Origin of the sequence: Mycobacterium ahvazicum, from assembly GCF_900176255.2 — a bacterium.
Classification (GTDB): domain Bacteria; phylum Actinomycetota; class Actinomycetes; order Mycobacteriales; family Mycobacteriaceae; genus Mycobacterium; species Mycobacterium ahvazicum.
Map to the genome: position 1 here is coordinate 266,517 of NZ_FXEG02000002.1, position 13,221 is coordinate 279,737.

Below are 13,221 nucleotides of genomic sequence, written 5' to 3' on the forward strand. Positions count from 1 at the left end.
GATGAAGGAGTGCGGCACGACGACGTCCTCCTGCGCAGCGATCCGCGCCGGGTCGCGCTGTTGGCAGTGCACACCTCGCCCCTGGCTCAACCGGGTACCGGTGATGCCGGCGGGATGAACGTGTACGTGCTGCAAAGTGCGTTGCATCTGGCCCGGCGGGGCATCGAGGTGGAGATCTTCACCCGGGCCACCGCGTCGGCCGATCCGCCGGTCGTCGAGGTTGAGCCCGGCGTGCTGGTGCGTAACGTCGTGGCCGGGCCGTTCGAGGGCTTGGACAAATACGACCTGCCCACCCAGCTGTGTGCGTTCGCGGCCGGGGTGCTGCGTGCCGAGGCGTCGCATGAGCCCGGTTACTACGACATCGTGCACTCGCACTACTGGCTGTCCGGACAGGTCGGCTGGCTGGCGCGCGACCGTTGGGCGGTGCCGCTGGTGCACACCGCGCACACCCTGGCCGCGGTGAAGAACGCCGCACTGGCCGCCGGAGACAGGCCCGAGCCGCCGCTGCGCACGGTGGGGGAGCAGCAGGTCGTCGATGAGGCGGACCGGCTGATCGTCAACACCGAAGACGAAGCGCGGCAATTGGTTTCGATCCACCATGCCGTCCCCGAGCGGATCGACGTGGTCCATCCCGGCGTCGACCTGGAGGTGTTCCATCCGGGCGAACGCCGGGCGGCCCGTGCCGCGCTGGGGCTTGGGCTCGACGAACAGATCGTGGTGTTCGTCGGACGAATCCAGCCGCTGAAGGCGCCCGACATCGTGCTGCGGGCAGCGGCGAAACTGCCGGGCGTGCGCATCGTGGTGGCCGGCGGCCCTTCGGGCAGTGGTCTGGCCACCCCGGACGGACTGGTTCGCCTGGCCGACGAACTCGGGATCAGCGATCGGGTGACTTTTCTGCCGCCGCAGTCCCGGCCGAATTTGGCGACCCTGTTCCAGGCCGCGAATCTTGTTGCGGTGCCCAGCTATTCGGAGTCTTTCGGCTTGGTCGCCGTCGAGGCGCAGGCGTGCGGCACGCCGGTGGTGGCGGCAGCGGTCGGCGGGCTGCCGGTCGCGGTGCGCGACGGTGTCACCGGCTCGCTGGTGCCAGGGCATGACGTCGACGACTGGGCCCGCGCACTCGACGAGCTGCTGCGCCTGGACGGCACGGCGCGGGGCGCGGCGATGAGCCGGGCCGCGGCCGCGCACGCGGCGACGTTCTCGTGGGAGCACACCACCGACGCGTTGCTGGCCAGCTATCGGCGCGCCATCGGCGATTTCACCGCCGCACGGCAGCGCCGGGTGCGCGACCGGGTGGCGGCGCGTAAACCGCGTCGCTGGACGCCGCGTCGCGGGGTTGGCGCATGAGCCCGTCGGTGCAGCAGGTGATCGAGCGTGCGCTCGATGCCAGCGAGCTGACGTACTCGAAACATGAAGGCGCACATGGCGGTTTGCCGGGTCTGGTGGTGGAGTTGCCCGGCGAGCGCAGGCTCAAGACCAACACGATCCTGAGCATCGGCGAGCACTCGGTGCGCATCGAGGCGTTCGTGTGCCGCAAGCCCGACGAGAACCACGAGGGCGTGTACCGGTTCCTGCTCAAGCGCAACCGCCGGCTGTACGGAGTCGCCTACACGCTGGACAACGTCGGCGACATCTACCTGGTCGGCCGGATGTCGCTGGCCTCGGTGGATGCCGACGAGATCGACCGGGTGCTCGGGCAAGTGCTCGAAGCGGTGGATTCGGACTTCAATACGTTGCTGGAGTTGGGTTTTCGCTCGTCGATCCAGAAGGAATGGGATTGGCGGGGATCGCGGGGCGAATCGTTGAAGAATCTGGAGGCGTTCGCCCACCTGATCGACGACGAAGACGGCTAGCCCAGCTCGCGAGCGCAACGTGGCTGCGATTTCTGGGCCCGATTTTCGCAGTGCCCTTACGCTCGACGCGCGTCGCACCCTGCGTGAGAGACTGACCGGCATGGGTGACACTGCGACGCTGGTACTGCTTCGCCACGGCGAAAGCGAATGGAACTCGCTGAACCTGTTTACCGGATGGGTCGATGTCGGGCTGACTGAAAAGGGCCGGGCCGAAGCGGTTCGCAGCGGCGAGCTGCTGACCGAGCACGGCCTGCTGCCCGACGTGCTGTACACCTCGCTGCTGCGCCGCGCGATCACCACGGCGCACCTGGCGCTGGACGCCGCCGACCGGCTGTGGCTCCCGGTACGACGCAGCTGGCGGCTCAACGAACGCCACTACGGGGCGCTGCAAGGCCTGGACAAAGCCGAGACCAAGGCCCGCTACGGGGACGAGCAATTCATGGCCTGGCGGCGCAGCTACGACACCCCGCCGCCGCCGATCGAGAAGGGCAGCAAGTTCAGCCAGGATGGTGACCCGCGCTACGCCGACATCAGTGGCGGCCCGCTCACCGAATGTCTGGCCGACGTGGTGGTGCGTTTCCTGCCGTACTTCACCGACGTGATCGTCCCGGATCTGCGCTTCGGCAAGACGGTGCTGATCGTCGCCCACGGCAACTCGCTGCGCGCCCTCGTCAAACACCTCGACCAGATCTCCGACGACGAGATCTCCGAGTTGAACATCCCGACTGGCATTCCGCTGCGCTACGACCTGGACGCCGATCTGCGTCCGGTGGTGCCCGGCGGCACCTACCTGGACCCGGAAGCAGCGGCTGCGGGCGCCGCGGCGGTAGCCAGCCAGGGTGCCCGGTAGGATTCAAACGCGGTTCATTTTCGCCGCTTTTGAGCGCGGAAAGCCCGTAGGCCAAATTCCGCATGAACGACAGCCGAACACCTGTAGCGCAAGTTGTGACTTGTCCGATTTTGGCCTCGTTCCGCTAGGGCTGCGTTCACCAGATTTGTAGGATTTTGTTCGTGACTGTGTTCTCGGCGCTGTTGCTGGCCGGGGTCTTGTCCTTGCTGGCGCTGGCCGTCGGAGTGGCGGCCGGCACTCGGTTGTCCGCACGGGTGGTGCAACGGCGGCAGCGCGTGGCCACCGAGTCGACCGGCATCACCGTCGCGCAGATGCTGCAACGAATCGTCACCCTGATGCCGCTGGGCGCCGCGGTCGTGGATTCGCATCGCGACGTCGTCTACCTCAACGAGCGGGCCAAGGAATTGGGCCTGGTGCGCGATCGGCAGCTCGACGACCAAGCCTGGCAAGCGGCGCAGCAGGCGCTGGGCGGGGAGGTCGTCGAGTTCGACCTACAGCCCGGCAAGCGCGGGGCCGCCGGACGGTCCGGGATATCGGTGCACGGGCAGGCAACGCTGCTCAGTGAGGAAGACCGCCGGTTCGCTGTGGTCTTCGTTCACGACCAGTCCGACCATGCGCGTATGGAAGCCACGCGGCGCGACTTCGTAGCCAACGTCAGCCACGAGCTCAAGACGCCGGTCGGCGCCATGGCGCTGCTCGCCGAGGCCCTGCTGGCGTCGGCGGACGACTCCGAAACCGTGCGCCGCTTCGCCGAGAAGGTGCTGATCGAGGCCAACCGGTTGGGCGACATGGTGGCTGAGCTCATCGAGCTCTCCCGGCTGCAGGGTGCCGAGCGATTGCCCAACGTTGTCGCTGTCGAGGTCGATACCGTTGTGGCCGAAGCGATTTCACGCCACAAGGTGGCTGCGGACAATGCCAAGATCGAGATTCGCACCGACGCGCCCTCCGGTTTGCGGGTACTGGGGGACCAAACGCTGCTGGTGACCGCATTGGCCAATCTGGTCTCTAATGCGATCGCCTACTCGCCGCCGGGTTCGCCGGTGTCGATCAGCCGTTGCCGTCGTGGCGACAACATCGAGATCGCGGTTACCGACCGCGGGATCGGGATTGCGCTAGAAGACCAGGAGCGGGTCTTCGAGCGGTTTTTCCGGGGGGACAAGGCGCGTTCGCGAGCCACCGGTGGCAGTGGGCTGGGGCTGGCGATCGTCAAACACGTTGCGGCCAATCATGACGGCAGCATCGGGGTGTGGAGCAAGCCGGGAACCGGTTCGACGTTCACCTTGTCGATCCCGGCCTATCAGGACACCGATAGCGACGAAGAAACCGAGCAACCCCGGGCCCGCGAGGCGCGGCCCAACAGGTCCCAACGAGAGGAAGAACTAAGTCGATGACCCGCGGATACGACGATGCAGAGCGCAGCGATGAGGAGGAGTGGCGCCCGTGACCAGTGTGCTGATCGTGGAGGACGAGGAGTCGCTTGCCGATCCACTGGCCTTCCTGCTTCGCAAGGAGGGCTTCGAAGCCACCGTGGTGACCGATGGGTCAGCGGCGCTGTCCGAGTTCGACCGGGCAGGCGCGGACATCGTGCTGCTTGATTTGATGCTGCCGGGCATGTCGGGCACCGACGTCTGCAAGCAGCTGCGCGCTCGCTCCAGCGTGCCGGTGATCATGGTGACGGCCCGGGACAGCGAGATCGACAAAGTTGTCGGCCTGGAGCTCGGCGCCGATGACTATGTGACCAAGCCCTATTCGGCGCGCGAGCTGATTGCCCGGATCCGGGCGGTGCTGCGCCGGGGCGGCGACGACGACTCCGAGATCAGTGACGGCGTATTGGAGTCCGGTCCGGTCCGGATGGACGTCGAGCGGCATGTCGTTTCGGTGAACGGCGACACAATCACGTTGCCGCTCAAGGAGTTTGACCTCCTCGAGTACCTGATGCGCAACAGCGGCCGGGTGCTGACCCGTGGACAGCTGATCGATCGGGTGTGGGGCGCGGACTACGTCGGCGACACCAAGACGCTCGACGTCCACGTCAAGCGGCTGCGGTCCAAGATCGAAGCCGACCCGGCCAACCCGGTGCACCTGGTGACGGTGCGCGGGCTGGGCTACAAGCTCGAAGGGTAGCCCCAGCCCGCGGTCGGCAAGGGCACCGTCATGGGGCCCGCGGCGCCAACTCATCGCCGCGCGAGGAGTCGAACAGGGTCCGCTCCTCGTCGGCCGCGCCTACTTCGATGCGCCGGCGCATGTTCGCTGTCATCGGTGGCAACTCGTCGAGATCGAACCATCTCGCCTCGGTGCTCTCGTCGTCGGCCGCATACGGCTCCCCGGATAGCCAGTTCATCCGAAATATGTGATCCAGGTACTGCGCGTGATCGCCGTTGGCGTGCACCGTCGGCTGGCCCACCTTGACCCAGGCCAGTCTGACAGCCTGCACCTGAACCCCGGTTTCTTCGAGCACTTCGCGCACAGCGCAATCCGCCGGATTCTCGCCCGGTTCCACGATCCCCGTCACCGCTGTCCAGGCGCCATTATCCGAGCGCTTCACCAACAGCACTTTGTGCTCATGAATGGTGACGGCGGTAACGCCGGGCAACCACAACGGCGCATGGCCGATCGCGCGACGCAACTCAACGATGAAGTCGGGAACCGGCACTCCCCTTCCTAACACGAGTGGCGGCACCACCGGCGCGGCGGCGCCCGCGCCGCACCCTCGACCCGAGGATGCACACCGCATCAGCGAGCCGCGACCACCTCGTCCGCGACCGCCAGCGCCAGCGCCATGATGGACACCTGCGGGTTCACCTCGGGGCAGCTGGGCAGGATCGACGCGTCGGCAACCCACACTCCGTCGATGCCGCGCAATCGTCCCGCTGTGTCGACGGGGCAGACCTGTTCATCTGCGCCGGCCGCCGCGGTGCCGGTGGGATGGAAGGCGGCCAGGTGCAGGCTCCTGGGATTGCTGCGGCTCAGCGCATCCCTTAAGGCCGACAGCGACGTCACCGTCGGTGCGCCGGGCAGACCGGTGAGCACCTCGACCGCACCCGCCGCGAACAACAGGCGGCCCATCGCCTCGACGGCGGTCACCAGCTTGGCGATGTCGGCACGAGAGATGTTGTAGCGCATCACTGTCTCGCCGCGCACCGCGAAGACCGAGCCCACTCCGCGGTCGGCGACCATGGCGCCGACCGTCGCGACTTGAGGTGCGCGGTCGAGCCAGCCGAGCAGCTCGGCGCCGTAGCCGGGAAAGACCATCGACCCCATTCCCGGCGGCGTCGAGGTTGCTTCGATCAACACGCCGTCCGACTCGTGAAATTCGTGGACGGCCGCGCTCTGCAACACGCCGTGCCAGGCGTACACATCATCGGCGAAGCGCCCGGCGAGCATCGTCGCCGGATGCAGCGCGAGATTTCGGCCCAGGCGCGGATGCGCACCAAACCCGCTGCGCCGCAACAATCCCGGTGTCTCGGTGGCGCCGGCGGCAACCACCACCGACTCGGCGAGGATGTCCAGCGCGGTGTCGTCTGGCCGTCGGGCCCGCACTCCGCGGGCCCGGCCGTTGCGGTGCAGTACCCGTTCGACGCGCGCCTGCGAGATGATCCGCGCGCCCGCGGCGCAGGCTTGTGGCAGCGCGTTGAGGTGCACACCGAACTTGGCGTTGCGGGGGCAGCCGATCGCGCATTGGCAACAACCTTCGCAGCCCGGCGCGTTTCGGGGGATCGGTGCCGCGTCCCATCCCAGCGTCGCAGCGGCATCAAGCAACAGGCGCCCGTTGCGACCCATGATCTGCAGGGGCACCGGCGCGACCCGCAGCGTGCGCTCGACATCGTCGAGATGGTGGGCCAGCCGGTCCGGGTCAGCCAGGTCGAGGCCGAACTCGTCGCGCCAGCGCCGCTGCACCGAAAGCGGTGGCCGGTAACACGTTCCGGAGTTCACCATGGTGGTGCCGCCGACCGCCCGGCCCAGGGGCAGGACTATGGACGGGCGTCCCAGTGCGACGGTTGCGCCGGCGCCGCGATACAACCCGGCATATCGGTCGATCGGATGGGTAGTGCGCAGCTCCTCAACCGTCCAACGGCGTCCCTCCTCGAGCACCACGGTGTCGAGGCCGGCTTGCGCCAGGGTGCGCGCCGCCATGGCGCCGCCGGCACCGGAGCCGACGATCACCACATCGGCGGTCATCACGGAGCGACTATCGGCCGAGGAGATGACCGTCAGGCGCGCATCGGGGCGCGCCGTATCGTGCGCCTGCGCCCGTGAAAGTAGCTCTGGGGCAAAGGTATCCGCGCCGTTGGCAAGCAGGACGATCGCCTTCATCGCCTCGACGGCCACTCCGGCATCCGGGCCGAGTGCGGCGAGCCGGCGCAGCACTTGATCACGCTGGCCGGCGTCGAGGCGCGAATTCGAGCGACCGGTGGTGAGGTAGCTTGCCGCACTCATGCACAGCAGTCCGGCCCGCACCGCCAGCCGTGTCGTCGCGGGCAGCTGCGTGAGGTAGCGCTCGACGCGGTCGACCAATTGAGCCGATGGCGGACCGCCGTGCTCCTCGGGCAGCAGCGCGGTGCCGAACGAGGCCAACGCGGCCCGGCGGCTCATACCAAACGCCCGAGCCGGCGGCCCAATTTGATGAAGAACGGGTAGGTCGCGAAGATGGCCCCCGCCGCCGCGTGCAGCGGCCAGCCCGCCTCCTCGGTCTTGACGCCGAAAACCCCGCTGTTCCACATGAAGTCGCGGCCATTGCGGGCACGGAAGGGGCGCCACAGCATGCCCAGTCCGGGCACGTTGTGGTAGAGGCCGAACGATCCGCCGAAGAAGACGCCCAGCGTGGCGGCCTCGGCGGCATCGCGGCGATCCGGCGGCAGTTGGCGCTCGATGAGCAGTCCGGAGGCGAACAGCAGCGGCGGGTCGAGCAGAAAGCTCATGTCGTTGTCCTTTCGTTGAGGGCGGGCGCCTCGCTGCCGCGCAGGCCGACTTCGGCGTGGCCGGTGCCCAGCACCGACCACCGGCGTTCGTCGACCTCGACGTAGATGTCGGCCTGTTCGGTGTTGGTGCACACCGCCGTGCCGCCGTCGGGATCGGTATAACCCAGGCTCACGCAGCGCTCCGGCGGCTGGTCGACGCGGATGAGCACGCGGCGACCGCCGATGCGTCCTTCCAGCTGCCAGTGCCGCAGGCCGAGGGTGGTGCGCATTCTCAGTGACGGCAATGTGCTTGCGGGCCAATCCTTTCCGTCGATACGAAAGCGAACGAACGCCAGCGGCGCCAGCCTGCGCAGGCCCGGTTTGTGTGATACCGCGGTGACGACCTCCAGGACGTCGCCGTTCCCGAGGTCGGCGTGGATCCAGCCCCAGCGTTTGGCGTTGCCATGTCCGTAGATGTGGGCGACGCCGCCGCGCCAGCCGTCGACGTGATGGGTGAGGCCGCCGACGGTCAGTGCGCCGGTGAAGTCGGCGGTCGGAGCGAGAACGACTTGAGCCCCGGGCAGCAGTTCGCGATCCCACACCGGCTTCGGGAAGGTCCACAGTGGCGCGCCGGCGTCTTTCCAGGCCAGTTCCCAAGCCAGGGCTCCGGCTCGTCCGGTCAGTTCTTCGGGAGCCGCGCGCACCCCGGCCGAGTCGAACCAGGCGCCGATCGCCGGTTGAACCGGCTCGGGTCCGAAACGCTCGGTGTGCGGTGCGGCGTCGGCCGGAAACCAGGTCGCCCAGCCGTGTGCGTAAGGGGCGCGAGCGTCGCTCGGTGCGACCGTTTCGCAGTGAATCCACAGGCCGGCCCGGGTCGACGGGTCCGAGAGGGTGGCGTACCAGACCTCCAGCCGACCTGTCTTGCCCCGCCAGCGCGCGGCCGCGGCCAATAGCTTCTCGTCCACCGCGTCGCCTCCACCACGTTGTCGGTCTCGCCCACTATATTGGTTGAACCAATGAACCAGTCAAATGTGCTTCGGCCACCCGACCGCCAGCGGGTGGACGAACAGATCACCGCGTCGATCGCCGACGCGATCCTCGACGGCGCGTTCCCGCCGGGCTCGGCGCTGCCGCCGGAGCGGGAGCTGGCCGAGCAACTCGGGGTCAACCGCACGTCGCTGCGACAGGGTCTGGCGCGGCTGCAGCAGATGGGCCTGATCGAGGCCCGGCACGGCAGCGGCAACGTGGTCCGGGATCCTCAGCAACTCACCCACCCCGCTGTGGTCGAAGCGTTGATACGGAAGTTGGGTCCCGAGTTTTTGGTCGAGCTCCTCGAGATCCGCGCGGCGCTGGGCCCGTTGATCGGGCGGTTGGCCGCGCAACGGTGCGGTCCCGAAGATGACGAGGCGTTGCGCGCCGCGCTGGCCGGCGTGCAGGACGCCGACAGCGCCGCAGCGCGCCAGGCGGCCGACCTCGCCTTCTTCCAGGTGCTCATCCACGGCACGCGTAACCGTGCGTTGGGGCTGCTGTATCGCTGGGTCGACCATTCCTTCGGCGGTCGCGAGCATGAGCTCACACCGGCCTACGACGAGCCTGAGCCGGTGATTGCCGATCTGCGGGCGATCACCGAGGCGGTGCTGGCGCGCGACGACGCCGCGGCTGCCGCGGCTGTCGAGGCGTATCTGCTTGCCAGCGCGCTGCGAATGGTCGCGGCGTACCGGTCGCAGTCGACCTGACCTGCGGGGGCTACTCCGCGATTCGCGTCGCCGGGTGGATGGCGATGAGCCCTAATTGACTGCGGCGCTTGCACATTGCCGCCAATTCGGCATAGGCCTTGGAACCGAGGAGCTCGGTGAGTTCGTCGGCGAGGCTTTCCCACACCTGCTTGGCCCCGACGTGCGCTGCCGGATCGCCGGTGCAGTACCAGTGCAAGTCGGCACCACCAGAGCCCCAGCCGCGGCGATCGTATTCGGTGATCCAGGTCTTCAGGATCTCGGTGCCGTCGGGCCGCGTCACCCACTCTTGACTGCGCCGGATCGGCAGCTGCCAGCAGACCTCGGGTTTCATCGTCAACGGCGGCACGCCCAGCTTGAGGGCCTTGCTGTGCAGCGCGCAGCCGACGCCGCCGGGAAAACCGGGGCGGTTCAGGAAAATGCACGCGCCCTTGTATTTTCGGGTGCGGTGTTGCGGTTGACCGTCGTGCTCGTCGAGTTCGAGATATCCCTTACGGCCCAAACCTTTTTCGCGGAATTGCCAGTCGGCGTCGGTGAGTTGTTTGACGGCGTCGTCCAGGCCGGCGCGGTCGTCGTCGTCGGACAGGAACGCGCCATGCGAGCAACACCCGTCGTCGGGGCGTCCCTCGACCGTGCCGCGGCAGGCCGGGGTGCCGAACACGCACGTCCAGCGCGACAGCAACCACGTGAGGTCGGCCGCGATCAAGTGCTCCGGGTTGTCCGGATCGAAGAACTCCACCCATTCACGGGCAAAATCCAATTCCACTTCTTGCCCGGGCTCGGGGTGCGAATTCGCCACGGATGCAACGTTAGACCAATATTCCTGCTGTTCGCTTCGCTGACACCCGAGCCGGCACCGGTGTGAATTGCCACTCTCCTCAGCGGGGCGCAACCCACGGCTCATCGTTGTCCCGCTAGTTTGTTTTCGTGCGATTAGGCGTGCTCGACGTGGGTAGCAATACGGTCCATCTGCTGGTGGTGGACGCCCACCGCGGTGGGCACCCCACCCCGATGAGTTCGACGAAGGCCACCTTGCGGTTGGCCGAAGCCACCGACAGCTCGGGAAAGATCACCAAGCGCGGGGCCGAAAAGCTGATCTCCACGATCGACGAGTTCGCCAAGATCGCCGTCAGCTCAGGCTGCGCGGAGCTGATGGCCTTCGCCACCTCCGCGGTCCGCGACGCCGAGAATTCCGACGACGTGCTGAGCCGGGTGCGCAAAGAGACCGGTGTCGCGTTGCAAGTGCTGACCGGGGTGGACGAGTCGCGGCTGACCTTCCTGGCGGTGCGCCGCTGGTACGGATGGAGTGCCGGGCGGATCATCAACCTCGACATCGGCGGCGGCTCGCTGGAGCTGTCCAGCGGCGTCGACGAAGAACCCGAAGTCGCCTTGTCGATGCCGCTGGGTGCCGGGCGGCTGACCCGCGAGTGGCTGCCCGACGACCCGCCCGGGCGGCGCCGGGTGGCGATGCTGCGCGATTGGCTGGACGCCGAGCTGGCTGACGCCAGCCTCGCCGTGCTCGAAGCTGGCGCCCCGGACCTCGCGGTGGCAACGTCGAAGACGTTCCGGTCGTTGGCCCGGCTGACCGGTGCGGCGCCCTCGGCCGCCGGACCGCGGGTCAAGCGGACGCTGACGGCCAACGGCCTCAGGCAACTCATATCTTTCATATCTAGGATGACCACCGCTGACAGGGCGGAATTGGAAGGAGTCAGCGCCGAGCGGGCGCCGCAGATCGTGGCGGGCGCTTTGGTGGCGGAGGCGAGTATGCGAGCGCTGTCGATCGAAACAGTGGATATCTGCCCGTGGGCGTTACGGGAAGGTCTCATCTTGCGCAAGCTCGACAGCGAAGCCGACGGAACAGCCCTCGTAGAGACTTCGGTGCGCAATGCTGGAGGTCAGGCAGCAGATCGGAACGCCAGCCGATCGAGAGGCGACAAACCATGACCGGACCACACCCAGAGACCGAGAGCCCCGGCACTCGGCCCATCTCGGTGGCCGAACTGCTGGCCAGGAATGGCACCATCGGCGCCCCGGCGGTCACCCGGCGACGGCGCCGCCGGCGCGGCGACAGCGATACGGTCACCGTCGCCGAACTGACCGGCGAGATTCCCGTCATCCGCGACGACGAAGAGCACGGCGAGACAACACACGAGGCCAATGGGGCCGTCGAGGTCGCCGAACCCGAGGCCGATCTCGAAGCGGCGCCCGAACCCGCCTCGCAAGCCGGCGTCGCCGAACCGGTCACCGAGGACCGGCCCACGCCGGCGGCCCGGCCCGAGGCGGCCCGGCCCGAGCCCCGCTGGCCCAAGTCGCCGCCGCAGCCGCCCCGGGTAGGGCCCGAGCGCAGTGCTTACCCCCGGCCCACGCGCCGTCCCGATACACCCGAGGCCGGGCCGCCCGCCGAGAACCCGGCCGGGCCCGCCGGTGAGCCCGCGGCACCCTCCGGCGCCGAGGACATGAGCCCGGACCCGGTCGACCATTACGCCGACATTCCGGTGGACGTCATGGATTCCGACGTGCGCGAAGCCGAACCCGCGACCGAGGATTCCGCTTACGTGCGCTCCTACCTGCAGACGTCTGATTCGACGCTGTTCGGCGGACAGACCCTCGCCGACGAAGTGGCCCGGCGGCGCAGCGACCAGCGAGAGGGTGCCGACGCGGACGCGTCGACCTCGGAAGAGGCGCCCGTTAAGGCCGGCGTCGACGTCGCGCGCGCGGACAAACCCAAGGACACCCAGCCGGCGCCCGGCAAACTCGAGGCGCTCTGGCGCGGCAGCTTGATCGTGTTGCAGTCGATGCTGGCCGTCGCATTCGGCGCCGGGCTCTTCATCGCGTTCGACCAGCTGTGGCGATGGAATAGCCTGGTGGCCCTGGTCCTGTCGGTGCTGGTCATCCTCGGTCTGGTGGCCGGAGTGCGGGTGGTGCGCAAAACCGAGGACATCGCGAGCACGCTGATCGCGGTGGCAGTCGGGGCGCTGATCACCCTGGGACCGCTGGCGCTATCGATGCAGTCCGGCTAGGCGTCGCCCCCAACAGTGCGCCCAGCAATCAAGGTCGGCCTGTCCACGGCCTCGGTCTACCCATTGAGGGCCGAGGCCGCATTCGAGTACGCGGCCCGGCTGGGCTACGACGGCGTCGAGCTGATGGTGTGGAGCGAGTCGGTCAGCCAGGACATCTCCGCCGTCAAGAAGCTGTCGCAGCGCTATCAGGTGCCGGTCCTTTCGGTCCACGCGCCCTGCCTGCTGATCTCACAGCGGGTGTGGGGCTCCAATCCGATTCCCAAGCTGGAACGCAGCGTGCGCGCCGCCGAGGAACTCGGCGCGCAAACCGTCGTCGTGCACCCGCCGTTCCGCTGGCAGCGGCGCTACGCCGAAGGATTCAGCGAACAGGTAACCGCCCTGGAAGCGTCCAGCGACGTGATGGTCGCGGTGGAGAACATGTTCCCGTTCCGGGCGGACCGGTTCTTCGGGACCGACCAGTCGCGGGAACGGATGCGCCGGCGCGGCGGCGGGCCGGGCCCGGCGATTTCGGCATTCTCGCCGTCTTACGACCCGCTGGACGGCGACCACGCGCACTACACGCTGGACCTGTCGCATACCTCGACCGCCGGCACCGACGCGCTGGAAATGACCGAGCGGATGGGCGCCGGGCTGGTGCATTTGCATCTGTGCGACGGCAGCGGCCTGCCCGCCGACGAGCATCTGGTGCCCGGGCGCGGCACTCAACCCACCGCCGAGGTGTGCCAGCTGCTGGCGGCCGGCCATTTCGCCGGCCACGCCATCCTCGAGGTGTCCACGTCCAGCGCCCGCTCGGCCAGCGAGCGCGAAGCCATGCTCGCCGAATCGCTGCAGTTCGCCCGCACGCATCTGATGCGCTGACCGCGCAGTGAC

The 13,221-nt window shown here is 68.2% G+C and carries 14 protein-coding genes; 9 read left to right on the forward strand and 5 right to left on the reverse strand.

Annotated elements, in window-relative coordinates:
- Positions 1 to 9: 9 nt before the first annotated feature.
- From mshA to regX, 5 genes are all read left to right on the forward strand, one after another.
- Positions 10 to 1,344 carry a D-inositol-3-phosphate glycosyltransferase gene (gene mshA, locus MAAFP003_RS03480; RefSeq protein ID WP_165796293.1) on the forward strand — a complete coding sequence of 445 codons (1,335 nt, stop codon included), beginning with the start codon at positions 10 to 12 and terminating at the stop codon, positions 1,342 to 1,344.
- The gene (locus MAAFP003_RS03485) at positions 1,341 to 1,850 is read left to right on the forward strand and encodes a type III secretion system chaperone family protein (RefSeq protein WP_096284478.1); all 510 of its coding nucleotides are present in this window, start codon (positions 1,341 to 1,343) and stop codon (positions 1,848 to 1,850) included. Before mshA ends, MAAFP003_RS03485 begins: the two co-directional genes overlap by 4 nt.
- A gap of 100 nt (positions 1,851 to 1,950) precedes the next feature.
- Positions 1,951 to 2,700 carry a phosphoglyceromutase gene (locus tag MAAFP003_RS03490; protein ID WP_096284480.1) on the forward strand — a complete coding sequence of 250 codons (750 nt, stop codon included), beginning with the start codon at positions 1,951 to 1,953 and terminating at the stop codon, positions 2,698 to 2,700.
- A gap of 161 nt (positions 2,701 to 2,861) precedes the next feature.
- Complete coding sequence (locus tag MAAFP003_RS03495) at positions 2,862 to 4,091, forward strand: sensor histidine kinase (protein ID WP_096284482.1); 1,230 nt, start codon at positions 2,862 to 2,864, stop codon at positions 4,089 to 4,091.
- A gap of 49 nt (positions 4,092 to 4,140) precedes the next feature.
- Positions 4,141 to 4,824 (forward strand): two-component sensory transduction protein RegX, encoded by a 684-nt coding sequence (gene regX / locus MAAFP003_RS03500; protein ID WP_090599796.1) that lies wholly within the window; start codon positions 4,141 to 4,143, stop codon positions 4,822 to 4,824.
- Positions 4,825 to 4,852: 28 nt separating this feature from the next.
- Here the strand turns inward: regX and MAAFP003_RS03505 are convergent, their stop codons facing one another.
- From MAAFP003_RS03505 to MAAFP003_RS03520, 4 genes are all read right to left on the reverse strand, one after another.
- Positions 4,853 to 5,353: an NUDIX hydrolase gene (locus MAAFP003_RS03505; protein WP_207768450.1), complete on the reverse strand. Its 501-nt coding sequence runs from the start codon at positions 5,351 to 5,353 to the stop codon at positions 4,853 to 4,855.
- 80 nt (positions 5,354 to 5,433) lie between these two features.
- Positions 5,434 to 7,293, reverse strand: a complete 1,860-nt coding sequence (locus MAAFP003_RS03510; protein WP_096284486.1) for a GMC family oxidoreductase N-terminal domain-containing protein — start codon at positions 7,291 to 7,293, stop codon at positions 5,434 to 5,436.
- Entirely contained in the window at positions 7,290 to 7,619 is a 330-nt protein-coding gene (locus MAAFP003_RS03515; protein ID WP_096284488.1) for a hypothetical protein, read from the reverse strand. Before MAAFP003_RS03515 ends, MAAFP003_RS03510 begins: the two co-directional genes overlap by 4 nt.
- Positions 7,616 to 8,563, reverse strand: a complete 948-nt coding sequence (locus MAAFP003_RS03520; protein WP_096284490.1) for a hypothetical protein — start codon at positions 8,561 to 8,563, stop codon at positions 7,616 to 7,618. Before MAAFP003_RS03520 ends, MAAFP003_RS03515 begins: the two co-directional genes overlap by 4 nt.
- Positions 8,564 to 8,614: 51 nt before the next feature.
- Here MAAFP003_RS03520 and MAAFP003_RS03525 point away from each other — a divergent pair, with 51 nt between their 5' ends.
- Positions 8,615 to 9,334, forward strand: a complete 720-nt coding sequence (locus MAAFP003_RS03525) for a FadR/GntR family transcriptional regulator (RefSeq protein ID WP_207768451.1) — start codon at positions 8,615 to 8,617, stop codon at positions 9,332 to 9,334.
- A gap of 10 nt (positions 9,335 to 9,344) precedes the next feature.
- Here the strand turns inward: MAAFP003_RS03525 and MAAFP003_RS03530 are convergent, their stop codons facing one another.
- Entirely contained in the window at positions 9,345 to 10,130 is a 786-nt protein-coding gene (locus MAAFP003_RS03530) for a DUF3109 family protein (protein WP_096284494.1), read from the reverse strand.
- Positions 10,131 to 10,258: 128 nt separating this feature from the next.
- Here MAAFP003_RS03530 and MAAFP003_RS03535 point away from each other — a divergent pair, with 128 nt between their 5' ends.
- From MAAFP003_RS03535 to MAAFP003_RS03545, 3 genes are read left to right on the forward strand one after another with little or no spacing between them, the layout of a single operon-like run.
- On the forward strand, positions 10,259 to 11,275 hold the full coding sequence (locus tag MAAFP003_RS03535) for a Ppx/GppA family phosphatase (RefSeq protein ID WP_207768452.1): 1,017 nt from the start codon (positions 10,259 to 10,261) through the stop codon (positions 11,273 to 11,275).
- On the forward strand, positions 11,272 to 12,351 hold the full coding sequence (locus tag MAAFP003_RS03540) for a hypothetical protein (RefSeq protein ID WP_096284496.1): 1,080 nt from the start codon (positions 11,272 to 11,274) through the stop codon (positions 12,349 to 12,351). Before MAAFP003_RS03535 ends, MAAFP003_RS03540 begins: the two co-directional genes overlap by 4 nt.
- A gap of 15 nt (positions 12,352 to 12,366) precedes the next feature.
- Positions 12,367 to 13,209, forward strand: a complete 843-nt coding sequence (locus tag MAAFP003_RS03545) for a sugar phosphate isomerase/epimerase family protein (protein ID WP_096284498.1) — start codon at positions 12,367 to 12,369, stop codon at positions 13,207 to 13,209.
- The last annotated feature ends 12 nt before the right edge of the window (positions 13,210 to 13,221 follow it).

Excerpts from the sequence above, each read along its gene's own strand:
- MAAFP003_RS03540 (WP_096284496.1), top strand. The coding sequence starts at position 11,272 with ATGACCGGACCACACCCAGAGACCGAGAGCCCCGGCACTCGGCCCATC.
- MAAFP003_RS03525 (WP_207768451.1), top strand. The coding sequence starts at position 8,615 with ATGAACCAGTCAAATGTGCTTCGGCCACCCGACCGCCAGCGGGTGGAC.
- MAAFP003_RS03515 (WP_096284488.1), bottom strand. The coding sequence starts at position 7,619 with ATGAGCTTTCTGCTCGACCCGCCGCTGCTGTTCGCCTCCGGACTGCTC.
- MAAFP003_RS03485 (WP_096284478.1), top strand. The coding sequence starts at position 1,341 with ATGAGCCCGTCGGTGCAGCAGGTGATCGAGCGTGCGCTCGATGCCAGC.
- MAAFP003_RS03510 (WP_096284486.1), bottom strand. The coding sequence starts at position 7,293 with ATGAGCCGCCGGGCCGCGTTGGCCTCGTTCGGCACCGCGCTGCTGCCC.
- MAAFP003_RS03490 (WP_096284480.1), top strand. The coding sequence starts at position 1,951 with ATGGGTGACACTGCGACGCTGGTACTGCTTCGCCACGGCGAAAGCGAA.